The organism is Stenotrophomonas sp. BIO128-Bstrain, from assembly GCF_030128875.1.
Lineage (GTDB): Bacteria > Pseudomonadota > Gammaproteobacteria > Xanthomonadales > Xanthomonadaceae > Stenotrophomonas > Stenotrophomonas bentonitica_A.
Window position 1 is genome coordinate 3,808,300 of sequence record NZ_CP124620.1, and the last position, 22,562, is coordinate 3,830,861.

20 protein-coding genes are annotated in these 22,562 nt (G+C 68.0%); 7 read left to right on the plus strand and 13 right to left on the minus strand.

Translation table 11 applies throughout. The annotated features are described in order from the left end of the window. Positions 1–59: 59 nt before the first annotated feature. Both POS15_RS17390 and POS15_RS17395 read right to left on the minus strand, forming a co-directional pair. On the minus strand, positions 60–590 hold the full coding sequence (locus tag POS15_RS17390; RefSeq protein ID WP_019184115.1) for a GNAT family N-acetyltransferase: 531 nt from the start codon (positions 588–590) through the stop codon (positions 60–62). A gap of 152 nt (positions 591–742) precedes the next feature. After that, positions 743–2,719 carry a UvrD-helicase domain-containing protein gene (locus POS15_RS17395; protein WP_046274220.1) on the minus strand — a complete coding sequence of 659 codons (1,977 nt, stop codon included), beginning with the start codon at positions 2,717–2,719 and terminating at the stop codon, positions 743–745. Positions 2,720–2,877: 158 nt separating this feature from the next. Here POS15_RS17395 and POS15_RS17400 point away from each other — a divergent pair, with 158 nt between their 5' ends. Further along, positions 2,878–3,570 (plus strand): SEL1-like repeat protein, encoded by a 693-nt coding sequence (locus POS15_RS17400; protein ID WP_019184113.1) that lies wholly within the window; start codon positions 2,878–2,880, stop codon positions 3,568–3,570. A gap of 47 nt (positions 3,571–3,617) precedes the next feature. After that, entirely contained in the window at positions 3,618–4,229 is a 612-nt protein-coding gene (locus POS15_RS17405) for a thymidine kinase (protein ID WP_019184112.1), read from the plus strand. Between the two features lie 73 nt (positions 4,230–4,302). Here the strand turns inward: POS15_RS17405 and POS15_RS17410 are convergent, their stop codons facing one another. The 7 genes from POS15_RS17410 to POS15_RS17440 all read right to left on the minus strand — a co-directional run bounded on the left by POS15_RS17410 (position 4,303) and on the right by POS15_RS17440 (position 12,586). Further along, entirely contained in the window at positions 4,303–5,904 is a 1,602-nt protein-coding gene (locus POS15_RS17410; protein WP_019184111.1) for a glucan biosynthesis protein D, read from the minus strand. A 92-nt stretch (positions 5,905–5,996) separates the two neighbouring features. Beyond that, entirely contained in the window at positions 5,997–8,828 is a 2,832-nt protein-coding gene (locus POS15_RS17415; RefSeq protein ID WP_284128570.1) for a serine/threonine-protein kinase, read from the minus strand. A 30-nt stretch (positions 8,829–8,858) separates the two neighbouring features. Then, positions 8,859–9,422: an ECF-type sigma factor gene (locus POS15_RS17420; RefSeq protein WP_019184109.1), complete on the minus strand. Its 564-nt coding sequence runs from the start codon at positions 9,420–9,422 to the stop codon at positions 8,859–8,861. A 65-nt stretch (positions 9,423–9,487) separates the two neighbouring features. Further along, entirely contained in the window at positions 9,488–10,300 is an 813-nt protein-coding gene (gene mutM, locus POS15_RS17425; protein ID WP_284128571.1) for a bifunctional DNA-formamidopyrimidine glycosylase/DNA-(apurinic or apyrimidinic site) lyase, read from the minus strand. Between the two features lie 36 nt (positions 10,301–10,336). Then, a complete protein-coding gene (locus POS15_RS17430; protein ID WP_019184107.1) occupies positions 10,337–10,957 on the minus strand; it encodes a hypothetical protein in 621 nt (206 codons plus the stop codon). 45 nt (positions 10,958–11,002) lie between these two features. Further along, complete coding sequence (locus POS15_RS17435; RefSeq protein WP_284128572.1) at positions 11,003–11,380, minus strand: EF-hand domain-containing protein; 378 nt, start codon at positions 11,378–11,380, stop codon at positions 11,003–11,005. Positions 11,381–11,383: 3 nt separating this feature from the next. After that, on the minus strand, positions 11,384–12,586 hold the full coding sequence (locus POS15_RS17440) for a fatty acid desaturase (RefSeq protein ID WP_019184105.1): 1,203 nt from the start codon (positions 12,584–12,586) through the stop codon (positions 11,384–11,386). A 195-nt stretch (positions 12,587–12,781) separates the two neighbouring features. Here POS15_RS17440 and POS15_RS17445 point away from each other — a divergent pair, with 195 nt between their 5' ends. Continuing rightward, complete coding sequence (locus tag POS15_RS17445; RefSeq protein ID WP_026069924.1) at positions 12,782–13,567, plus strand: ATP-binding cassette domain-containing protein; 786 nt, start codon at positions 12,782–12,784, stop codon at positions 13,565–13,567. 128 nt (positions 13,568–13,695) lie between these two features. Continuing rightward, complete coding sequence (locus tag POS15_RS17450) at positions 13,696–14,544, plus strand: phosphatase PAP2 family protein (RefSeq protein ID WP_284128573.1); 849 nt, start codon at positions 13,696–13,698, stop codon at positions 14,542–14,544. Positions 14,545–14,669: 125 nt separating this feature from the next. Here POS15_RS17450 and POS15_RS17455 read toward each other — a convergent pair whose 3' ends face one another. Next, positions 14,670–16,937, minus strand: a complete 2,268-nt coding sequence (locus tag POS15_RS17455; protein ID WP_284128574.1) for a TonB-dependent receptor — start codon at positions 16,935–16,937, stop codon at positions 14,670–14,672. Positions 16,938–17,177: 240 nt separating this feature from the next. Here POS15_RS17455 and POS15_RS17460 point away from each other — a divergent pair, with 240 nt between their 5' ends. After that, positions 17,178–18,176 carry a patatin-like phospholipase family protein gene (locus tag POS15_RS17460; protein ID WP_070472724.1) on the plus strand — a complete coding sequence of 333 codons (999 nt, stop codon included), beginning with the start codon at positions 17,178–17,180 and terminating at the stop codon, positions 18,174–18,176. Positions 18,177–18,301: 125 nt separating this feature from the next. Here POS15_RS17460 and POS15_RS17465 read toward each other — a convergent pair whose 3' ends face one another. After that, positions 18,302–18,784: an Lrp/AsnC family transcriptional regulator gene (locus POS15_RS17465; protein WP_019184100.1), complete on the minus strand. Its 483-nt coding sequence runs from the start codon at positions 18,782–18,784 to the stop codon at positions 18,302–18,304. A 127-nt stretch (positions 18,785–18,911) separates the two neighbouring features. Between POS15_RS17465 and phhA the strand changes: the two genes are divergently transcribed. Continuing rightward, positions 18,912–19,808, plus strand: a complete 897-nt coding sequence (phhA, locus tag POS15_RS17470; RefSeq protein WP_284129664.1) for a phenylalanine 4-monooxygenase — start codon at positions 18,912–18,914, stop codon at positions 19,806–19,808. 31 nt (positions 19,809–19,839) lie between these two features. Further along, positions 19,840–20,490, plus strand: a complete 651-nt coding sequence (locus POS15_RS17475; protein ID WP_284128575.1) for a DUF4375 domain-containing protein — start codon at positions 19,840–19,842, stop codon at positions 20,488–20,490. Between the two features lie 79 nt (positions 20,491–20,569). Here the strand turns inward: POS15_RS17475 and POS15_RS17480 are convergent, their stop codons facing one another. Beyond that, entirely contained in the window at positions 20,570–21,673 is a 1,104-nt protein-coding gene (locus POS15_RS17480) for a GDSL-type esterase/lipase family protein (protein ID WP_284128576.1), read from the minus strand. A 101-nt stretch (positions 21,674–21,774) separates the two neighbouring features. Further along, positions 21,775–22,530 carry a 2-dehydro-3-deoxy-D-gluconate 5-dehydrogenase KduD gene (gene kduD / locus POS15_RS17485; RefSeq protein WP_284128577.1) on the minus strand — a complete coding sequence of 252 codons (756 nt, stop codon included), beginning with the start codon at positions 22,528–22,530 and terminating at the stop codon, positions 21,775–21,777. Between the last annotated feature and the right edge of the window lie 32 nt (positions 22,531–22,562).

Consider the following 22,562-nt stretch of genomic DNA (forward strand, 5'->3'; position numbering starts at 1 on the left):
CAGCCGTCCAACGGTCGGCTCTACCGGTGGGTGGGTGTGGCGCGTGCACGTCGCCGGTGTCAGGGCGCCGGCGCGCCCGGGGTGGCGAACAGCAGCACCACCTCCTCGTGTGGCGGCGGCAGCAGCAGGTCGCCACGATCCTCCATGCCCAGCTTGCGCAGCAGCGCGGCCGAGCGCACGTTGTCCGGGGACACGATGCCGTACAGGTCGGTGTGACCGAGCACATCGCGCGCGTAATGCATCACCCCGCGCGCGGCCTCGAACGCGTACCCGTTGCCCTCGTACTGGGCCAGCAACGCGTAGCCGATGTCCGGCGCCGGCAATCCATCGCGGCGCACCAGCCCGGCGTTGCCCAGCCACGCCCCGTCGCTGCGGCGGATGATCGCGTACATGCCGAAGCCATTGAGGGTGTAGCTGCCCAGCACGCGCTCGGCGGTGTAGTCGCGCGCCTGCGCCAGGGTGCGTACGCCGCGGTCGGCGATGTTGCGGATGAAGCCCGGCTCGTTGAGCAGGGCCAGCATGTCGGCGGCATCATGGTCAGGGTCGATCAGGCGCAGGTGCAGGCGGTCGGTCTGGATCACGGCGGACATGCGGGTTCCGGTGGAAGGCGATACGCCGATTGTGCAATGCGCGCCGCAAACCCGGTAGAGCCGACCGTTGGTCGGCTGCGCTTCGAGCCGGGATACGGCAACCGGCGCGCTTTGGGCAGCCGACCAACGGTCGGCTCTACCCCGGCGGTGGGTCAGTCGAAGAGGGCCTGGATCGCGGCCAGGCCTGCGTTGGCGCGCTCTTTCTTGCGCGCGGCGTCGGCGACGGGATCGGCGCCGTCGCGCTGCATTTCCTCGGCCGGTATCTCTTCGAAGAAGCGGCTGGGCTTGAGCCGCACGTGCTCGCCGAATTTGCGGGTGAGCTTGCTGTAGCTCATCCACAGCTGCACCTTGGCGCGGGTGATGCCCACGTACAGCAGGCGTCGCTCTTCCTGCAGGTTGCCTTCGTCCAGGCTGACCTGGTGCGGCAGCACGCCGTCCTCGCAGCCGATGATGAACACGTACGGGAATTCCAGGCCCTTGGAGGCGTGCAGGGTCATCATCCGCACCTGGTTGCCACCGTCGTCCTTGTCGTTGCGCGAGAGCAGTGCCAGCTGCGCGGCCAGATCGGCGGTGGAGGCTCCGCGCGGACCGCCCTCGAACCACTGCGCCAGTTCTTCCAGGTTGCCGAGGCGACGCTGGTACACCGATTCTTCTTTGCACGAACTACGCAGATCCGAGACCAGCCCGGATTCCTTCACCAGCTTGCGCACCAGGTCGCCGGAGCTGAGCTTGGGCATCTCCGCACGCAGGTCGCGCAGGATGTCGGTGAAGCGGCTCAGGCCATTGGCCGCGCGCGGCGGCAACTGCGAGAGCGCACCGATCGCTTCGGCGGCATGCGCCATCGGCAAATCCTTTTCCGAGGCCAGCTCGGCCAGCTTGGCCAGGGTGCCGGCACCCACTTCGCGCTTGGGCGACTGCACCGCACGCATGAACGCCGTATCGTCGTCCGGGTTCACCAGCAGGCGCAGCCAGGACAGCGTGTCCTTGACCTCCTGCCGTTCCAGAAACGCGGTGCCGCCGGTGATGTGGTACGGCGCGCGCACCAGCTGCAGCGCTTTTTCCAGCGGCCGCGACTGGAAGTTGCCGCGGAACAGGATGCAGAAATCGCTCCACGGAATCTTCCTGGACGTCGCCAGGAACGAAATCTCCGCGGCCACTTTTTCCGCTTCATGCTCGCTGTTGCGGCACTCCCACACGCGGATGCGCTCGCCGTCGGCCTGGTCGCTCCACAGCTTCTTCAGGTGTTCGTGCGGGTTGTTGGCGATCAGTGCGTTGGCCGCGCGCAGCACGCGGTTGGAGCAGCGGTAGTTCTGCTCCAGCTTGATGATTTCCAGCGCCGGGTAGTCGCGCGCCATCTGCTGCAGGTTTTCCGGGTTCGCACCGCGCCAGGCGTAGATCGACTGATCGTCATCGCCCACGCAGGTGAAGTTGCCCTTGCTGCCGGCCAGCTGCTTGAGCAGTCGGTACTGGGCATCGTTGGTGTCCTGGCATTCGTCCACCAGCAGGTAGCCGATGCGCTCGCGCCAGGCCAGTGCGATCTCCGGGTTTTCTTCCAGCACCTGCACCGGCAGGCGGATCAGATCATCGAAATCGACCGCGTTGAACGCGGTCAGCCGCAGCTGGTAGCGCTCGTAGACGCTGGCCGCTTCCTTCTCGCGCGTGCTGCGTGCCGCGGCCATCGCCTGCTCGGGCGAGAGACCGGCATTCTTGGCGCGCGAGATCAGGTTCTTCACGTCCTCGATGTCGTCCGGCTTGGCCCCGTACATCAGGTCCTTGACCTGTGCGGTCGAATCGTCGGCATCGAAGATGGAGAACCCGCGCTTGAGCCCCACCGCAGCGTGTTCGATCTGCAGGAACTTCAGCCCCAGCGCGTGGAAGGTACAGATCGTCACTTCATCGGCATCGTCACCGCGCAGGCGCTTGGCCACGCGCTCGCGCATTTCCTTGGCCGATTTGTTGGTGAAGGTGATCGCCGCGATCCGCCGCGCCGGGTAGCGCTTGCTGGCGATCAGCTGGCCGATCTTCTCCACGATCACGCGCGTCTTGCCGCTGCCCGCGCCGGCGAGCACCAGCAGAGGACCTTCGCAGTGCATCACTGCCGCGTGTTGGGGAGGATTGAGACCGTGCATGCCATCTCCAGGGGAGGGGCATTGTACCGGCCTTGGTCGGCCCGCATCGACGCGCCACCGCCCGGATTGACGCCTTCACGGGGGTGGGGTATCCATTGTCCTGATCGACGCAGAGGACGCGACGCATGGCAATGAGCAGGAAAGGACGCGGGGTGTGGATGTTGGTCGCGGCCCTCGCGGCCTTGCCCGCCTGGGGGCAGTCGAGCCAGCCGGACCTGCGTGCCCAGGATGCACAGGACACCGACGCCTTCCTGAACCGGCACCCCGACCTGCGTTACCGCAAGCTCGGCAAGGAGGCCCAGGCGCGCGGCCGCCTCGAGGAAGCGCGGCGTTTCTACCGCCTCGGCGCCCGCCATGCCGACAAACTGTCCCAGGCCGCGCTGGCCGAGATGTGGTGGAACGGCCAGGGCGGCGGGCAGGACCGGGCGCTGGCCTATGCCTGGATGGACCTGGCCGCCGAGCGCGGGACCGAGTTCCTGCTGGTGCTGCGTGAGCGCTACTGGGCTGCGCTGACCCCGGACGAGCAGACCCGTGCGGTGCAGGAAGGCCAGGCCCTGTACGCCGAGTTTGGCGACACGGTGGCCCAGCCCCGGTTGGAGCGTGAGCTCCGCCGCGGGCTGAGTGAGGTCACCGGCAGCCGAACCGGCTCGGTCGGCGGCATGCGCATGCTGGTCCGCGATGATCGCGGCCAGCGCTACGTGGAGCCGGACGTGTTCTATCGGGACGAATACTGGCAGCCGGCCCAGTACTGGCAATGGCAGGCGCGGCAGCTGGAGGCGGCCGGGCGTGCCATCGGCACCGGGAGCGTGGAGGTCGGCATGCCGACCACGGTACCGGGCTTGTGGGACTGAACCGATCCGGCGCCATGCCGGGGCCGCCGAACGGATAAAATCCCGGCATGGCCAAGCTCTATTTCTATTATTCGGCGATGAACGCCGGCAAGACCACGACCCTGCTGCAGTCGGCGCACAACTACCGCGAGCGGGGCATGCGCGTGGCCATCCTGACCCCGCGGCTGGATGATCGCGCCGGGCACGGCGTGGTCGCCTCGCGGATCGGCCTGAAGGCGGACGGGATCGCGTTCCACCCCGACACCGACCTGCAGCAGCTGATCGCCGAGGACATCGGCACGCACGGCCCGCTGGGCTGCGTCCTGGTGGATGAGGCGCAGTTCCTGAGCCGCAGCCAGGTGTGGCAGCTCAGCGAGGTGGTCGACCAGATGCGCATCCCGGTGCTCTGCTACGGCCTGCGCACCGATTTCCGCGGTGAGCTGTTCGAAGGCAGCCAGTACCTGCTGGCCTGGGCCGATGAGATGCAGGAGATCAAGACGATCTGCCACAGCGGCAAGAAAGCCACGATGACCGTGCGCGTGGACGAGCACGGCCACGCGGTGCAGGACGGGCCGCAGGTGGAGATCGGCGGCAACGAGCGCTATGTGTCGGTAAGCCGCGCAGAGTTCAAAAAGATCATGCGCGGTGAAGGCCGTATCGACCCGTTGCAGGCCGGTTGACCCGCCTCCCCGTCAGCTTCACCCGGGCGCCTGTCCGCGCGCCGGGTGAGGTGGGTCGGCGGTTGCCGGCGCCTCAGTACAACGTGCGCTCCGCCGCGCCCTTCGGCGGCGGGCTGTACTGATAGAGCCAGGTTTCGGTCAGCGTTTTCCCGCCACTGCGCAGGTACAGGCGGATGTCGATCTGCTCGGTCGAGTCATCCGGCGGCACCACGTCGAACATCGCACGGTAGCCCCTGATCTCGCGCAGCGGGCGCGCCGAAACGATCTCGGTGCGGCCACGGCTGACCTGCACGACGGCCTCGACTTCGCCCTTGTCGATCATCGCGGCCAGTTCGCCCCCTTCGAAATCGACCGCGAAGCGCCACGAGAAGTACTCGCGCTTCTTGCCGATCACCCCGCCCAGGCCGGTACGGGTGGCCACGCAGTGCGCCAGCGGCGGGCGCGCCGGCGGCTCCGCGCCCCAGAACAGGCGGTAGCCGAGCAGCAGCTCCTGGCCCGGCTGCGGCTTGGCCTCGGGATTCCAGAACGCCACGATGTTGTCGAAGGTCTCATCCACGGTCGGGATTTCAACCAACTGCACCGAGCCCTTGCCCCATTGCCCCTTCGGTTCGACCCACAGGCACGGACGCTTCTCGTAGAAGACGCCGTCGTCCTGGTAATGGTCGAAGTTGCGGTCGCGCTGGAGCAGGCCGAAGCCGCGCGGGTTGTTGTCCACGAACATGTTGAAGCGCAGGTTGTACGGGTTGCACAGCGGGCGCCAGATCCATTCGCCGGCGCCGGTCCACATCGACAGGCCATCGGTATCGTGGATTTCCGGGCGCCAGTCCCAGGCCATGCGGCGGTCGTTCTCGCCGACCTGGTACATGCTGGTGCACGGGGCGATGCCCAGGCGCTCGATCGCCTTGCGGGGGTAAAGCGCGCAGTCGATGTCCATCAACAGCACATCGCCGTTGGTGATCGCAAAGCGGTAGGCGCCGGTGGTGCTGGGTGAATCCAGCAGGGCGTAGACCACCAGCGTGTTCGAGTCCGCTGCCGGCTGCTCCAGGTAGTAGGCGATGAAATCCGGGAATTCCTCGGGCTTGCCCATGCCGGTGTCGATCGCCAGGCCGCGCGCGGATTGGCCGTACTGGCCCTCCTTGCCGACCGCGCGGAAATAGCTGGCACCGAGGAACGCGGCGAAGTCGCGGTCGGTGTCCTTGCGGGTATTGAGGCGGAAGCCGGCAAAGCCCAGGTCGGCCGGCAGGTGGCTGCCCTTCAGGCCGCTCTTGCCGTAATCGAAGGCGGCGCCGTCATAGGCCAGTTCCTGCGCCTTGCCGTCGGTCACGTCGAACATCCGCACCGGGGAATGGAAGTACAGCCCCAGGTGGAAGAACTTGGCTTGGTAACGCCCGGGCTGGTCGGCCCACAGGGCGTGGTCCTGACGGTACTGGATGGACTGGTACTGGTCCCAGTCCAGCCCTTCCACCGGGCCCGGCAACGTGCGCTTGTGGCTCTGGTAGGCGGCCTGGGACAGCGCGCGGGCCTGCCCTTTGAGCGAGGCGAAATCGAACGGCTGCGGCTGGCCCAGCCGGCGCAGGCCGACCTGGTTGCCCTGCGCGGCGCAGGCCGGCAGTGCGGGCAGGCCGAAAGCGGCCAGGGCCACGGAGGCATTGCGGAGGAAGTCGCGTCGTTGCATGCAGGCAGCGATGGCAGGGAAGGGCCGGCCATCATAGGCACGCAGACGTTAATTCGCCGAGGTGAATGCGCGGCGGCGTTCAGCCAGCACGGTCAGGGCCCGGCGGCGACCTGCGCCGGCACGCAGTCCTGGCGCAGCCGGTTCACCTCCTGCAGCAACTGCCCGCCCTGCGGCCACTGTGCCTGCAGCTCCTGCCGAAGCTGGCCCAGTGCTTCGCGCGCACGCGCCGGGGAGGTGCCGCAGTCCAGCTGCGCCATCGCCGCGCGCGCGCGCCAGCGCAGGGCACGGCTGTCCAGGTCGGCGGCGTCGCCCACCAGCAAGGGCGCCAGCGCGCGGCGCGCTTCCACGGTCTGGCCCATCCGGCCCAGGTTGCGGCCCCAGGCCAGCTGCAACGCGCGCTGCAGCGCCGGGCTGGAGGGCCCGGCACGGTCCACCCGACGCATCAGCGCCGCCAACTGCTCGCCGGCCTGGCGTGGATCACCCTGCGCACTGACGATCTCTGCCATCTGCCGATCGGCCTGCTGCACGGACGCATCGTCGTCGCCGCGTTGCGCGGCCTGCCATTGGCGTCCCTCATGCAGGGCGGCCAGGGCGGCCTGCCAACGCCCGCCCTGGGCCAGGGCAGCGGCATAGTCGTACAGGCCCTGCGGCAGCAGGCCGACGCAATCGGGTTGGCGCCAGATCGCCACGGCGCGGCCCAGATCATCGATCGCGGTGGCACTGTCACCGCGCTCCAGCGCCAGCCGCCCCAGCGCATGCCAGGTCAGGCCGGTATCGCGATGCTGTTCACCCAGCGCCTGACGGGTCAGGCGATGCACCTGCTGCAACTGGGCCTGCGCCTGCTGCAGGTCACCGCGCTGCAGCGCCAGCAGCGCGCGCAGGCGACGGATCGACAGGGTTTCCGGGTGATCCGGCCCGTACAGCGCCACCGCATCGGCGCCGGCCCATTGCAGCGCCTGCCCGGCAGCGTCGAGGTCGCCCTGTGCGGCCAGCGTCTCGCCCATGTGCCGCCGCAGCGCGATCAACTGCGGGTTGCGCGCGCTGGCCTTGGCCTGCAGCAGTTGCAGCGCCTGCCGGTAGCCGGCCAATGCGGCCGCCGCACGGCCATCGTCGCTGTCCAGCGCGGCCAGATCGGCCAGGCTCTCCGCAGTGCCCTGCGTATCACGCAGCACATCACGGCGCAGCACCCGCGCCTGCTCGAAGGAGGCGCGGGCGTTGTCGCGGTAGCCCAGCAGCTGTTGGCAGCGCCCCAACTGGGTGTGGTACTCGGCCACGACCGTCGGCAGCCGCAGACGCTGCTGCGTGGCCAATGCCTGCATCGGCGTGAGGTGGGTCACGCACTCGCGCGAGCGCCCCAGCATGCGCAGGGCCCGCCCACGCTGGGTCACCGCTTCCAGCTGCAGCGCCGGTGGCACCTCGCCGGCCTGCTCGAGCAGCGCGCGCTGGTGATCGAGCGTCTGCAGCGCCAGCTGGTAGTCGCCCATACCGATCCGCAGGCGGCCGATCACGCCTTCCAGCTCGGCCAGCGACAGTGGCTGATCACGCAGTTCCGCCTCGCCCCGCTGCTGTCCGGTGGCCAGCAGCTGGCGCAGATCGAAACTGCCGTGGCGCACGCCGGCGGCCCGGTCGAACAAGCCCACGGTGAAATCCTCCATCGCCTGGGCGCGCGCCACTTCACGGCGGGCCTGCTGCATCTGCCACAGCGCGGTGAGCGCCAGTGCGAGCAGGGCCAGCACCGCCATGCTGCCCAGCGCCACGCCCCAGCGGTGGCGGCCCAGGTATTTGCGCAGCCGGTAACCCACGTGCTGCGGCCGGGCATGGATCGGGCGGCCTTCGAGGAAGCGGCGCAGGTCCTGGGCCAGCGCTTCCACCGAGGCGTAGCGCTGCCCGGGTTCCTTCTGCAGGGCCTTGAGCAGGATGGTATCCAGGTCGCCGCGCAGCCGCCGCGACAGGCGCCTGGCCGCCACCGCCTGCTCACCCCCGGCGGCCGCCACGCGCGCCACCACCGCCGAGGCGCGCGGGGCCTGCACCTCCAGGATCGAGCGCTCCCATTCCGCATCGCTGTGCCGGCGCAGGCGATAGGGCTTCTGCCCGGTGATCACCTCGAACAACACCACGCCCAGGGAATAGACATCGGTCAGCGTGGAGACCGGCTCGCCGCGGACCTGTTCCGGCGCGGCGTAGTGCAGGGTGAACGCCCGCGCTTCGGTGGGAGGATGCACGGGCGGTTTGCCCTCGTCATCGTCAAGCAGCTTGGCGATGCCGAAGTCCAGCAGTTTCACCTCGCCCTCGGCGGTGACCAGGATGTTGGAGGGCTTGAGGTCGCGATGCACGATCAGATTCGCATGCGCATGGCTGACCACCGCGCAGACCTGCAGCATCAGCTGCAGGCGCCGCTCCAGCGGCAGCGCCAGGCGCTGGCAGTGCTCGGTGATCGGCTCGCCTTCCACGTAGGCCAGCGCAAGGTACGGCTGCCCCTGCAGATCCACGCCGGCATCCAGCAGATGGGCCAGGTTCGGGTGCTGCAGCCGCGCCAGAATCTCGCGTTCGCGGCTGAAGCGCTGGCGCAGGCCGGGATCGGCATAGCCGCTGCGCAGCAGCTTCAGGGCGACCTGGCGCTCGTACAGGCCATCGGCACGCTCGGCCAGCCAGACCTCGCCCATGCCGCCCTCGCCGAGCGGGCGCAGCAGCCGGTACGGCCCGACCCGCGTGCCTACCCGGCTGTCCTCCGGCGCGGCGGTCCACAACGGCTGGGCCAGGAACTCGTGGCTGTCGCGCTCGTGGGCGAGCAGGCGCTCCACATCCTCGGCCAGGCCCGGATCCTCCACACGCAGGCGCGACAGCCGCTGCTCACGCGCCGGTTCGGGCAGTTCCAGCAATTGATCCAGCAGGCAGGACAGCTGCCGCCAGCGTGACGCCTCCATCGGTCCTCTCCCCGGACGATGCGTGGGCTTTCAGGGCTCCCCGACCGACGCCAGCAGGAACATGCGCGCCTTCTGCCAGTCGCGGCGGATGCTGCGCTCCGAGCGTTGGCACAGGTCGGCGATTTCCTGCTCGGACAGGCCGGCGAAGTACCGCAGTTCCACCACCTTGGCCAGGTGTGCATCCACCGCGTGCAGCTGCGCCAGCGCGACATCCAGCGCCAGCAGATCTTCATCCAGGCGCACGCCGCTGCTGCTGTTCTCGGGCAGCTCCACCCGCTTGAGGTCACCGCCGCGTTTGCGCGCCAGCCGGTTGCGCGCGTAATCGACCACCACGCTGCGCATTGCCGAGGCGGCGTAGGCGAAGAAATGCGCGCGGTCCTCGAAGCGCGCGGCGCCCCGCGAGCCGAGCAGCTTCAGGTACGACTCGTGCACCAGCGAGGTGGCATCCAGGGTGCGGCCCTGCTGACCGGCCAGCTGCCGGCGGGCCATGCTGTGCAGCTCCTGGTAGAGCAGGGTCAGGACCCGGTCGAGCGCGGCGCGGTCGCCCGCCCGGGCCGAATCCAGCCACACGGTGATATCCGGTCCTTCGTCCATCGCACACCCCCGCCGGTGACGTTGGCCGGACTATACCGCCCGATGGGCGACAGGCGCGCGACGATTCAGCGCTGGCAGTGCCCGCACCAGACGCTGGCGCGCTGGCCGATGGTGGCGTGGCGGAGCAGGCGGCCACACTGCCGGCAGGGCTCGCCTTCACGCCCGTAGACCAGCAGCTCCTGCTCGAAGTACCCCGGCGCCCCGTCCGGATTGATGAAATCGCGCAGGGTGGTGCCGCCCCGGGTGATGGCATAGGCCAGGATCCGTTTCACCGCATCGGCCAGGCGCTGGTAGCGCGCGCGGGAGATCTTGCCGGCCTCGCGCAGCGGATTGATCCCGGCCATGAACAGGCTTTCGGCAGCGTAGATGTTGCCGACGCCGACCACGATGCCCTGGTCCATCAGGAACGTCTTCACCGACGCGCTGCGGCCGCGGCTGCGGGCGAACAGGTAGTCGCCATCGAAGGCGTCGTCGAGCGGCTCCGGACCCAGCCCGGCCAGCAGGGCATGGGTTTCCCCGGCCGGTTGCCACAGCAGGCTGCCGAAGCGGCGCGGGTCGTTGAAGCGCAGCAGCCGGCCGTTGTCCAGGCTGATGTCCACGTGGTCGTGCGCGCGCACCGGCGTATCGCCGGGCAGCACGCGCAGGCTGCCGGACATGCCCAGGTGGAGCACCGCGCTGCCGATGGCGGTATCCAGCAGCAGGTACTTGGCGCGACGGCGGACCGCTTCAATTGCCTGGCCGGGCAGCTGCTCGCTGACCTCCGGCGGAATCGGCCAGCGCAGGTCGGGCCGGCGCAGGATCACGCCGTGCACACTGCGGCCTTCCAGATGCGGGGCCAGGCCGCGGCGGGTGGTTTCTACTTCGGGCAGTTCAGGCATGGGGCAATTCTACTCAACGCGTCGCGCGCGCTCCGTTCACTCCTGGACCAAGAACGCATCCTGGACCAGCGCGCTGCCTCCCCCTAAACGCCAGAGCGCCAGATAGGGCGCGAAATCGATGGCGTCAGGTGCCAACGGCTGGGAGATGTACCAGCCCAAATACAGATCCGAAGCGACGTGGTACAGCGCCTCGTCCAGTGCGGCCACCTGCGCGGTGTCCAGCGTGCGCGCATCCCTCACCACCTCGCAGATCACATCGTGCAGGTAGCCCGACGGTTCGGACGTGGACCGAGCCGCTTCCAGTCGATCAGACGATGTACTGACAACCGGGACGCTGAGCAGCGTTGCCTGCAACGCCGGTTCGCCATTCGCGCCGGCAACGCGCGCCAGTTCGTCCAGCCACGCACGCGCGGCGGCGGCTCGGGCCTGTGCATTCCCTTCGTGGGCGGGCTGGAGGTAGAGATGATTGCCCCAGCGACCGGCCTGGAGCACGTCCAAGGCGCGCGCCTCCAGCGCATCGGCGTGAGGAAAGGCTGCGAACACCTGCGTCAGGACCTCCGCCTCGGTAACGCCCTGCAGCAGCCCGGAGAAGTACCACGTTTCCTGTTCGCTGCGTCCCGCGCAGAATTCACACCATTCGTCGATCAGATCGTCCATGCGGAGCATGATCGCCCAACGCTCCACCTGGCGGCCAGACCAGACTCACCGCGGCGGCGCGGCCAGTTCCTTCGCGCTCAGGTAGCCATCGCCGTTGGCGTCCTGCTTGTGGAAGCGCTGGATCAGGGTCTGCCGCTGCTGTTCGCGGGTGATCGGGGCGCCCTTGCCGCCGGGCAGTTCATCGGCACGGAGCACGCCATCGCCGTTGCGGTCCATGTGATCGAAGGCGTACAGCAGCCACTGCACGTATTCCTCCACGCTGACCCGTCCGTCGCCGTCGGTGTCCATGCGCTGCAGGTAGCTGCCGGTATCGGTGACCTGCGCCTGTGCCGTCGCGCCCAGCACGCCAACGGCCAGGCCCAGACACGCAAAACGCCGCACAAGGCGGCGTTTCGCGGAGACGTTCCCGGTCGGGAGGCGCATCGATCAGTGCGCCGTCAGTGCGTAGCCCTTCAGGCGCGCGGCGTAGTTCTGCAGCGCGGCGATGCCGCTGGCTTCGGCCTCGTGGCACCACGCCTGCAGCAGCTTCAGGCGCTCGGCGGCGTCGTTGCCACGCGCTTCCAGCAGGGCCGCCAGGCGGGCACGGTGTTCCACCAGCACGCGGATGCGCGGTCGCTGTTCGACCCACGTGCTGAGCTGGGCGCGGCAATCCGGCTTGAGCCAGCGGCCGTCGTTGACCAGGCCACGGCGCATGCGGCGCGGCAGCAGCTTGCGCAGCTTGGCGCCAGCCATCGCGGCCTCTTCGCGCAGGGCCGGCACGAACACGTTGCGCTGGTAATCGGTCATCGCCTGGAAGCGGTGCGACAGCAGGGCCTTGAGGGTTTCCGCATCCGGCACGGCGATGTTCGGGCGCACGTCCATGCTCGGTGCTACGCGCAGCACCTTGGCCAGGCGCAGGGCCTGCAGGCCGCGGATCACCGCCCAGCCGATGTCGAACTCCCAGCGGCGCATGGAGAAGCGCGCCGAACTGGGGAAGGCGTGATGGTTGTTGTGCAGCTCTTCGCCACCCACCCAGAACGCCCACGGGGTCAGGTTGGTGGAAGTATCGGCCGATTCGAAGTTGCGGTAGCCCCACCAGTGGCCCAGGCCGTTGATGACGCCGGCGGCCCAGAACGGGATCCAGGCCATCTGGATCGCCCACAGGGCCACGCCGGGCAGGCCGAACAGCACGCTGTTGATGACCAGCAGCGCGACCGGGCCGAGATTGGCGTGCGGGGTGTACAGGTGGCGCTCGATCCAGTCATCCGGGGCGCCGCGGCCGTACTGCTCGATGTCCGCACGCATCGCGCGGGCCTCGCGGTACAGCTCCACGCCGCGCCAGAACACCATGCCGATGCCCTTGGTCACCGGGCTGTGTGGGTCTTCATCGGTTTCCACCTTGGCGTGGTGCTTGCGATGGATCGCCACCCACTCCTTGGTGATCATGGAGGTGGTCAGCCAGGTCCAGAACCGGAAGAAGTGCGCGATGACCGGATGGAAATCCACCCCCCGGTGCGCCTGGCTGCGATGCAGATACAGGGTCACGGCGAAGATGGTGAGCTGCGTGAACACCAGCAGCACCAGCGCCATGCCCCACCAGCCAAGGCCGACGACACCGCCGGTCAGGAAGTTGAGGAGCGTATCGAGCATCGCAGAACTCCGGGCCGCAGTCGGCCAGCAAGGAAACGGGTACACCTTCGGACATGATGGGGCCTGACGTTGCAAACTTCATCCCTTCGATGCCATTTTTGCGCAGTCATTCAGTTCCTCCCTTACCTTCGTGAGCATGCCCCCGCATTCATGACAGTCGCAGCCTCGCCGGTGGTGCCGGCCTCCTCCGTCCCCCTGATCGAGCTCGACCGCGCCTGTGTCATCCGCGGCCAGGTCCGGGTCCTGCACGATCTCAGCCTTCGCATCGAACAGGGCCAGCACACCGCCCTGCTGGGCCCCAATGGCTGCGGCAAGTCGTCCTTCATCAAGCTCATCACCCGCGAGCTGTACCCGCTGGCGCATGGCGATGGCACGGTGGCGGTGCGCGTGCTCGGCCAGAACCGCTGGCAGGTGGACCGGCTGCGCTCGCAGCTGGGCATCGTCACCGGCGACCTGAGCAGCAATCTCTCGGACATGCCCGGGCTGACCGTGGAAGAGGCGGTGCTGACCGGCTTCTTCGCCAGCTTCGTGGTGCCGGCCTTCCGTGAAGTGACCCCGGAGATGCGCGAACGCGCGCGTGAAACCCTGGCCATGACCGGCGCCCTGCCCCTGCTGCAGCGTGGCTACGCCGAACTCTCGGCCGGCGAGACCCGGCGCGTGCTGATCGCCCGGGCGCTGGTGAACCGGCCGCAGGCCCTGCTGCTGGATGAGCCCTCGACCGGGCTGGACCTGATCGCCCGCGAGCAGTTGATCGCCACCATGCGCGATCTCGCCCGCCAGGGCATCACGCTGGTGCTGGTGACCCACCACATCGAGGAGATCATTCCCGAGATCGAGCGGGTGGTGATGCTGCGCGGTGGCAAGATCCTCGCCGATGGCTCACGCGCGGAACTGCTGCGCGATGGACCGTTGTCCGAGCTGTTCGGCGGACCGATCCGGGTGGTGGATCAGGCCGGCCGGTTGAGCGCGTTCGCGGGGTGAACGCGAAAGGGGGCCCCGCGGCCCCCTACTGCGGCACGGCCATGCCGGATCTGGCCGGATGCCGCCCGGCCGCTCCCGTGGCTGGATGAAGCTGCGATCATGCGGCTCCCCCTCTTCGAGACCTGTCGATGTCGTCGTTCCCGCGCTCTGCTGCCGTTCGCCCGATGCTGGTGACCGCCCTGCTCGCCGCCCTTGCCGGCTGTTCGTCAACGGCGGCACCGCACACCACGGCGGTGGAAGCGTCGGTCACCACCAAGGCGGTCGGCTACCTGCAGGGCAGCGCCGTGCCGGACAGCCTGGCACTGGTACCGGCACCGCCGGCGGCCGGCTCGGCCGGCTTCGCGCTGGATGAGCAGGTCAGCCGTGAAGCCCGTGCCCTGCGCGGCAGCCCACGCTTCGAGCAGGCCCACCGTGACGCCGAGCTCGCCTTCCCGGCCGGTGCCAACCAGTTCTCCTGCGCGATCGATGTCGACGTGGATGCGGTCAAGACGCCCGCCCTGTACCGTCTGTTGGAACGCAGCCGGATCGATGCCAGCGCGGCCACCCGCACGGCGAAGAAGCACTACCAGCGCGCACGGCCGTTCATGGTCAACAAAGAGCCGACCTGCTCGCCGGAAGACGAGAAGGACCTGCGCGGCAATGGTTCTTATCCGTCCGGCCATACCTCGATCGGTTGGGCCTGGGCCCTGATCCTCTCGGAGATCGCCCCGGACCGCGCCGACGCGATCCAGGCACGCGGCCGCAACTATGGCGAGAGCCGCCTGGTCTGCAACGTGCATTGGCAGAGCGACATCCTGGAAGGCCGCTTCATGGGCGCTGCCGCCGTGGCACGCCTGCATGACAACGCTGCGTTCAACAGTGACCTGCTGGCGGCACGCAAGGAGATCGCTGCGGCACGCAAGGCAGGGCTGCATTCGGCGCGGGATTGCGCGGCCGAAGAAGCGGTGTTGAAGGTGCGGCCGGCGAGCGCGTTGTAAGCAGGCCAGCCGACCAACGGTCGGCTCTACCGCGCATGACAAAAAAAACGGCGCGGATTTCTCCGCGCCGTTTTCGTTTTCACGGGCGTGCCCACCCACGGTGGGCACCTACCGCAAGTCGTGCATCAGAACTTCGCGGTGAACTCCACGCCGAACGTGCGCGGTTCGTTGAGGAAGCCGGTCAGGTTGTTGAAGTCGATCGCACCGACCACGCGGACCTGGTCGGTCAGGTTGCGGCCGTACACGGCCACGTCGTACTGGCCGTAATCCCAGTTGTAGCCCAGGCGCAGGCCACCTTCCAGCGAGGAGCGGCTGCGGAACTCCGGGGACTCGTACAGGAAGAAGTTCACTTCGCTGCGGTAAGCCCAGTCGGTGTAGACATAGAACTCGCTGGCATCGTTGACCGGGAAGCCGGCGCGCAGGGTCAGGTTGTGGATCCACTTCGGCGCCTGCGGCAGCGGGTTGCCGTTGACCAGTGCGTAGGTGCCGCCATCGATGACCGTGGTCGGGTCGGTGATGGTGCAGCCGCCGCCACAGATCGCCACCGCCAGATCCTTGTCCTTGATCTCGGTGTCGTTGTAGCTGCTGCCCACGGTCAGCAGGACGTGGTCGGTCAGGTAGGCCTCGAAGTCGAGCTCGGCGCCCTGGCCGATGGTCTTGTCCGCGTTGAGCAGGGTCGCGGTGTTGTTGCTGCCACCCACGGCGATCAGCTGCTGGCCATCGACGTTGTAGCGGAACACGTTGAAGCCCAGGCGTGCGCGGCGGTCGAACAGGTCGGCCTTGATGCCGGCTTCATACGAGATCACCTTCTCCGAATCCGCCTGCGAGACGCCACCAAAGGCCAGGCGACCCTGGATCGACGGCGCGCGGAAGCCCTTCGCCACGCGGGCATAGGCGTTGAGGTTGTCGGTGATCTGGTAGACGCCGCTCAGGTCCCAGCTGACGTCGTTGACGTCGGTCTTGGCGATGTAGGGGCCGCTGACCGGCGTACCGAACGGCACGGCCTGCAGCACGCTGGCGCTGAAGTCCTTCCTGTCCTGCGTGTAGCGCACGCCACCGCGCAGCTTGAAGCGCTCGGTCACGTCGAAATCGCCGGAGGCGAAGGCCGCCCACGCCTTGTTGCGCTGCTGCTGCACGGCGTGGCCGGTCTGCGGATTGCCCGGGGTCAGCGAGTCGTAGTTGAAGCTGTCGATGGTGACGTCTTCATCGAAGTAGAACACGCCGGCCTGCCAGTCGAAGCGGCCCCACTCATTGGATTCCACGCGGAATTCCTGGGTCCACTGGCGGTGGTGCGGCAGGCCATCGGCCGATTCGGAGGCGAACGGGATGTTGCCCGGACCGTAGTTGCCGGCGCCCAGGAAGCTGGCACCGTAACCGCCGTCGATGTCGCCGTGGTTCAGCGATTCGGCGGTCTCGTAACCGGTGATCGAGTGCAGGGTCACGCGGCCCAGGTCCCACTTCAGGCGCGCGCTGCCGCCCCAGGTTTCCAGGTCGGAGAAGTTCTGGCCATCGGTGGAGACTTCATCGCGGTCGAAGTTCTCGACCAGCTGGTTGGTGCCCGGCTTGATGATGTTGGCGCGGAACAGGCGCGCGGTGCCGTTGAGCTTGCGCTTGTGCAGGTTGAACAGCGCTTCGACATCATCGCCTTCGTACAGGAACTGCACGCGGGCAGCGGCTTCGTCATACCCCTCGAAGCCCTGCGCCGGGGCGCCCTGGCGGGTGTTGGTGACCCAGTCGTCGCGGCGCTGGTACAGCGCGGACACGCGTGCCGACCAGCGGTCGGTCAGCGGGCCGCCGTAAGCACCCTGCGTGTTCCAGGTGTTGTAGCTGCCGTAGGCGACTTTGATGTAGCCGTCGGCATCCTGCGAGGGACGCGCCGAATCGAACTTGACCACGCCGGCCGGCGTGTTGCGGCCGAACAGCGTGCCCTGCGGGCCGCGCAGCACTTCAACACCGGCCAGGTCGAACAGCGGGAAGCCCTTCAGCAGCGGGCTTTCCTGCACCACATCGTCATACACCAGCGAGACCGGCTGCGAGGCATTGAGGTCGAAATCGGTGTTGCCCAGGCCGCGGATGTAGAAACGCGGGAAGGCACGGCCGTAGGACGATTCGATGTTCAGGCTGGGCACACGCGCCGACAGGAAGCGGATGTCATCGCCGGCCGAACCGAGCACGTCGAGCTTTTCACCCTGGATGGCCGAGATCGAGACCGGCACGTCCTTGGCGTTTTCGACGCGGCGTTGCGCCGTGACCTGCAGCGTATCGAGGGCAACCGGATCCTTGGTGGCGGGGGCGTCCTGGGCTGCGGCCGTCAATGGCAGCAGGGCGGCAAGCGCGACAGCGAGCGGGTGCACGGACGGGAAACGGCCGTGGGCAGTGCGGTTCGGGAACATGGCGTTTAGGCTGTGTTGGGAGGGGTGGTGGACCGGCGCTACCAGACAATTGTTGCAGTACAGCAACAGAGCCGCAAACAACGGCTATTCATTACCTGCTCCCGAGCCTGCGCGTTGTGACGGCGATCGCGTCCCGACATCCCCGGTCATCGCCTGAATGCCCTGCCCTGCCGCCCTGCCGGGTCCGCCAGCGCTTCGGTATGCTGGCGGCCCTCGATGCCCATTCACGTTGCCACGCCGATGACCTCACTGCGCCGTACCCGCCTGACGCTGTCCGTTGCCCTGCTCGGCCTGCTGGCCGGTTGCGGCGGTGATCCCGTGCGCCCCACCCCGCCGCCGGCGGCCGTGCCGGTGACCCCGGCCAAGCCGGTCAAGATCGGCATCGCGCTCGGCGGCGGCGCGGCCAAGGGCTTCGCCCATATCGGGGTGATCAAGATGCTGGAGGCCAACGGCTTCGAACCGGTGGTGGTATCCGGCACCAGCGCCGGCAGCGTGGTCGGCGCGCTGTATGCCAGCGGCATGGACGCGTTCCAGATGCAGTCCAAGGCGGTGGCCCTGGATGAAGCCAGCATCCGCGACGTGCGCCTGTTCTCCGGTGGCCTGGTCCAGGGCCAGAAGCTGCAGGACTACGTCAACGCCCAGGTCGACAACCGCCCCGCCGAGAAGCTGAGCAAGCCGTTCGCCGCGGTCGCCACCCAGTTGGAAACCGGCGAGCGCACCGTGTTCGTGCGTGGCAATGTCGGCCAGGCCGTGCGCGCCTCCAGCAGCATCCCCGGCGTGTTCGAGCCGGTGAAGATCGGCAAGTACAACTACATCGACGGCGGCGTGGTCAGCCCGGTGCCGGTCGATGCGGCGCGCCAGCTCGGCGCGGACATCGTGATCGCCGTGGACATCTCCAGCAAGGCCAGCGGCAAGGCGCCGACCGGCATGCTCGGCATCGTCAACCAGTCGATCTCGATCATGGGCCAGCGCCTGGGCGAGCAGGAACTGGCACGCGCGGACGTGATCATCCGGCCCAAGGTGCTGGACATCGGCGCGGCCGATTTCGGCCAGCGCAACAACGCGATCCTGGAAGGCGAGAAGGCCGCGATGGCGGCGATGCCGCAGATCCGCGCCAAGGTCCAGCAGCTGCAGAAGGCGCGTGCCGCCGCGCTCGCCCCGCCGCCGCCCAAGCCCAAGTGCGATGCGCCTTCGCGCGTGGGCCGGCTGATGGGGCGCAAGGAAAAGTGCGAGGGCTGAAACCCCGCCACCGGTAGAGCCGACCGTTGGTCGGCTGCCGTTCGAGCGACGTTGCCGCGGGGCCATGGGGTTGGAGCAGCCGACCAACGGTCGGCTCTACCGTGCGATCGCGAGGGCGATCGGCGTCATTCCAGCTGCGACAACGGCAGCGCGCGGAATTCCTTGACCGTGCGCAGCACGAAGCTGGAATTGACGTCGGCCACGCCGGCGGCATTGAGCAGTTTGTCGAGCAGGAAGCTGGAGAAGTGCTCCAGGTCGCGCACATAGATGTGCAGCAGGTAGTCCATGTCGCCGGTGAGCGCGTGGCAGGCCACCACCTCATCCCATTCCACGACGCTGTCGGCGAACACGCCGATGGCGTGCTGGTCGTGTTTCTCCAGCTGCACGCGGACGAAGGCCTGCAGGCCCAGGCCGATCTGACGCGGCTCAAGGCGGGCGCCATACCCGGCAATCACGCCCTCGCTTTCCAGCCGCTGGACCCGCCGCAGGCAGGCCGACGGAGACAGGTTGACCCGGGCGGCGAGCTCGGCGTTGGTGGCACGCCCGTGTTGCTGGATTTCCGCCAGCAAGCGCAGATCCGTGCGGTCGAACTGGGCATCTCCGGTCATTGCTGCCCCGCAACATGATGTGGACGCAATGATATTGCGCCAACAGGCCATATCCGCGCAACTTTGCAAACCTCTTGCGCGCGCCCTGCCCTAGCATCGACAGATGACTTCCCAGGAGACCACCACGATGGAAACCGCCACCGCCCCCCGCCGCGTCGAACACCAGCAGACCGACAAGGGATACGTGCCGGTCTATACCACTGCTATCGTGGAACAGCCCTGGGACAGCTACACCGCCGACGACCACGCGACCTGGAGCACCCTGTTCCAGCGCCAGCGCGAATTGCTGGTCGGCCGCGCCAGCAAGGAGTTCCTGCATGCGCAGGACGAGATGGGCATGAGCGCGCACATGATCCCGCGCTTCGACCAGCTCAATGAGGTGCTCGGCGCCGCCACCGGCTGGACCCTGGTGGGTGTGGAGGGGCTGCTGCCGGAACTGGATTTCTTCGACCACCTGGCCAACCGCCGTTTCCCGGTCACCTGGTGGATCCGCCGCCCGGACCAGATCGACTACATCGCCGAGCCGGACATGTTCCATGACCTGTTCGGGCACGTGCCCCTGCTGATGAACCCGGTGTTCGCCGATTACATGGCCGAGTACGGCCGTGGTGGCGTCAAGGCACATGCCATCGGCCCGGAGGCGCTGCAGCACCTCACCCGCCTGTACTGGTACACGGTGGAATTCGGGCTGATCAACACCGATGAGGGCCTGCGCATCTACGGCGCCGGCATCGTGTCGTCCAAGGGCGAATCGCTGTACTCGCTGGAGTCGGCCGCACCGAACCGGATCGGTTTCGATCTGGAGCGGATCATGCGCACCCGCTACCGGATCGACACCTTCCAGAAGACCTACTTCGTCATCGACAGCTTCGAGCAGTTGATGCAGGCCACCGCGCCGGACTTCACCCCGATCTATGCCGGGCTGGAGGCGAAGGACCATCTGCCGGCCGGTGAGGTGCAGGACGGTGACCGCGTATTCCAGAAGGGCACGGGCGAAGGCTGGGAAGACGGCGGCGACGTGTGAGCGCGCTGGCCGGTCCGGTATCCTGACCCGCATGACCGATGTTTTCGCTTCCCTGCGCGTGGCCACCGTCGATTTCGACGACGACTTCGTCCTGCTGGCCCTCGCCGATGGCCGGCGCACCCGGCAACCCTTACGTTGGGCACCTGCGCTGCACGAGGCCGATGCCCTGCAGCGCGCGCAGTGGGTGCTCACGCCCGATGGGCTGGGCGTGAACTGGCCGGCACTGCTTCCCGCGCGCAAGGAGGGCGTGGTCGATGTGCCGAACCAGGTGTGGGACGACCGCTACGAGGCGGCCCTGGCGCGGCTGAAATCGGCCGGATGGGCGCTGGATGCGCTGTCCGATGTAGACCAGCACCTGGTCGCGCTGTGGCGCATGGAGGCGGACATCAACAACGGGGGCTTCATGCAGTTCCTGTGCAACTGGGGCGACCCGACCTGCCAGCTGGCGCTGCGCGCGCTGCAGGCAATGGGTGCGGTGCAGACCCACGCGATCCTGGCAGGGATGCGTGGCTTGCTGGACCGGCTGGAGGACGACCCGGAAATCAAGGAACTGACCGACCTGTACGGCGCGATGACCGATGAGGAGCAGGCCGCCCTGCACGCCTTCGACGAAGCCTATTTCGAGCGCCCGGAAGACCTGGCGCGGCTGGGGCTGCAGCACTTCGGCCCGGAGCCCTTGTAGGGCCAGGCCGAGCGTAGGCCCGGCGCTACAGCGCAACGCAGCCCGTGTAGCGCCGAGCCCGTGCTCGGCTGGGTTTCGATCACCGCGGGTACGCCAGCAGCACCACCAGATCCTCCTCGCCCACCTGCTGCAGCGCATGCGAACTGCCCGTTTTCGTCAGCAGCGCATCCCCCGCCGCCACGTCGTACTGCTTCCCATCCAGTACGTAGCTGCCCTGCCCGCTGACGATGTAGTAGATCTCGTCCTTGTGCTGGGGATGCAGGCCGATCCCCGCGCCTTTGTGCAGCACGCGCTTGCGCAGCACGAACGGGAGGTCCGTGTCCTCGGCGAAAAACGGGTACGCCGTGGTCGGCCCCGCTCCACCATGCGGGCCGGGCTGGGTTACCGCGATGTCACGCTCGTGGACCACGCGCGAGGGTTTGGTGGCCTCACCACCCCGCCCTGCACTGCGCACCTCGCAGTCGATATCGCGCTTCAGCGCCGAGGCGAGTTCCGGCTGCAACGCCACCCAGTCACGCATCACCAGGCACGCCACCGCCGTCGCACCGGCCACGCTGAAGTGCGTGCCGTCGGCCTTGTTCTGCTCGGGTACGAACATGAAATATGGCCTGGCACCCTGCTCGCCCAGCCCGCGGATCCAGCGCGTGGAGCTGTCATTGAGGTCGATCAGCGCGACCTGCTCACGGCTGGCCAGCGCTTTCACGGCCTGGGTGTACACGCCATGCGTATCCAGCAGCGAGCCGAAGTCGTACAGCAGCCGCGCCACCGGGGTGATCAGCACCGGCGTGGCGCCCTTGTCGCGGGCCAGCTGCACGTAGCGCTTCAGGAACTGCGGGTAGGCAACGGCAGGATCAGCGTAGCGGGTGGGATCTTCAAACTTGGCGTCGTTGTGGCCGAACTGGATCAGCAGCACGTCGCCACGTTGGAGTTCGGCGGCGATCGCATCCAGGCGCTTCTCATCGATGAAGCTGCGCGTGCTGCGGCCGCCCTTGGCATGGTTGCGGACCTCCCACACGGCGGGATCGAGATAGCTCTGCAAGGCCTGGCCCCAGCCGGCCTGTGGCGCGCGCTCCGGGCCGTACTCGGCGGCGGTGGAATCCCCGGCAATGAAGATACGGTGCGGGGCGCACAGCGCGCTGGGGGCCGCGAGCAGGAACGACAGGGACAACAGCAAACGCAACATGGTCATGCTCCTGGGTGGAGAGCTGCCGGCCAGCGGCCGGCACGACCGGAGCCCACGATCCGCAGCGCAGATCGTGGGCGCGCCAGCGCGTAGCGAGGGTGTTACCGGGCGAGCCAACCACCGTCGACCGGCAGGACCGCGCCGTTGACGTAGTCCGAGGCGCTGGAGGCCAGGAACACGGCGGTGCCGCCGAGGTCTTCCGGGGTGCCCCAGCGTGCGGCCGGGATGCGATCGAGGATGGACTTGTTGCGGTCCTCATCGGCGCGCAGTGCGGCGGTGTTGTCGGTCGCCATGTAGCCCGGGGCGATCGCGTTGACGTTGATGCCCTTGCTGGCCCATTCGTTGGCGAGCAGGCGGGTGATGCCGGCGATGCCGCTCTTGCTCGCGGTGTACGACGGCACGCGGATACCGCCCTGGAAGGACAGCATCGAGGCGATGTTGATGATCTTGCCGCGGCCCTGGGCGATGAAATGCTTGCCGGCGGCCTGCGAGATGAAGAACGCGGACTTGATGTTGACGCTCATCACGTCGTCCCAGTCCTGCTCGCTGAACTCCACCGCGTCGGCGCGGCGGATCAGGCCGGCGTTGTTGACCAGGATGTCCAGGCCGCCCAGGCCTTCGATGGTTTCGCGGATGACGCGCTCGACCGGCTCGATGCTGATCAGGTTCGCTTCGATCGCCAGGCAGCGGCGACCCAGGGCGGTGATCTTGGCGATGGTTTCGGTGGGCGGCGCGATGCCGGCCACGGCGACGTCGGCACCGGCCTGCGCCAATGCGACCGCGATGCCCTGGCCCAGGCCGGTGTTGCCACCGGTGACGAGGGCGACCTTGCCTTCCAGACTGAACGGATTAGCCATTGCGTATGTGGTCCTTGTCCAATGCATAACAG

Excerpts from the sequence above, each read along its gene's own strand:
- POS15_RS17390 (WP_019184115.1), bottom strand. The coding sequence starts at position 590 with ATGTCCGCCGTGATCCAGACCGACCGCCTGCACCTGCGCCTGATCGAC.
- POS15_RS17395 (WP_046274220.1), bottom strand. The coding sequence starts at position 2,719 with ATGCACGGTCTCAATCCTCCCCAACACGCGGCAGTGATGCACTGCGAA.
- POS15_RS17400 (WP_019184113.1), top strand. The coding sequence starts at position 2,878 with ATGTTGGTCGCGGCCCTCGCGGCCTTGCCCGCCTGGGGGCAGTCGAGC.
- POS15_RS17405 (WP_019184112.1), top strand. The coding sequence starts at position 3,618 with ATGGCCAAGCTCTATTTCTATTATTCGGCGATGAACGCCGGCAAGACC.
- POS15_RS17410 (WP_019184111.1), bottom strand. The coding sequence starts at position 5,904 with ATGCAACGACGCGACTTCCTCCGCAATGCCTCCGTGGCCCTGGCCGCT.
- POS15_RS17415 (WP_284128570.1), bottom strand. The coding sequence starts at position 8,828 with ATGGAGGCGTCACGCTGGCGGCAGCTGTCCTGCCTGCTGGATCAATTG.
- POS15_RS17420 (WP_019184109.1), bottom strand. The coding sequence starts at position 9,422 with ATGGACGAAGGACCGGATATCACCGTGTGGCTGGATTCGGCCCGGGCG.
- mutM (WP_284128571.1), bottom strand. The coding sequence starts at position 10,300 with ATGCCTGAACTGCCCGAAGTAGAAACCACCCGCCGCGGCCTGGCCCCG.
- POS15_RS17430 (WP_019184107.1), bottom strand. The coding sequence starts at position 10,957 with ATGGACGATCTGATCGACGAATGGTGTGAATTCTGCGCGGGACGCAGC.
- POS15_RS17435 (WP_284128572.1), bottom strand. The coding sequence starts at position 11,380 with ATGCGCCTCCCGACCGGGAACGTCTCCGCGAAACGCCGCCTTGTGCGG.
- POS15_RS17440 (WP_019184105.1), bottom strand. The coding sequence starts at position 12,586 with ATGCTCGATACGCTCCTCAACTTCCTGACCGGCGGTGTCGTCGGCCTT.
- POS15_RS17450 (WP_284128573.1), top strand. The coding sequence starts at position 13,696 with ATGTCGTCGTTCCCGCGCTCTGCTGCCGTTCGCCCGATGCTGGTGACC.
- POS15_RS17455 (WP_284128574.1), bottom strand. The coding sequence starts at position 16,937 with ATGTTCCCGAACCGCACTGCCCACGGCCGTTTCCCGTCCGTGCACCCG.
- POS15_RS17460 (WP_070472724.1), top strand. The coding sequence starts at position 17,178 with ATGACCTCACTGCGCCGTACCCGCCTGACGCTGTCCGTTGCCCTGCTC.
- POS15_RS17465 (WP_019184100.1), bottom strand. The coding sequence starts at position 18,784 with ATGACCGGAGATGCCCAGTTCGACCGCACGGATCTGCGCTTGCTGGCG.
- phhA (WP_284129664.1), top strand. The coding sequence starts at position 18,912 with ATGGAAACCGCCACCGCCCCCCGCCGCGTCGAACACCAGCAGACCGAC.
- POS15_RS17475 (WP_284128575.1), top strand. The coding sequence starts at position 19,840 with ATGACCGATGTTTTCGCTTCCCTGCGCGTGGCCACCGTCGATTTCGAC.
- POS15_RS17480 (WP_284128576.1), bottom strand. The coding sequence starts at position 21,673 with ATGTTGCGTTTGCTGTTGTCCCTGTCGTTCCTGCTCGCGGCCCCCAGC.
- kduD (WP_284128577.1), bottom strand. The coding sequence starts at position 22,530 with ATGGCTAATCCGTTCAGTCTGGAAGGCAAGGTCGCCCTCGTCACCGGT.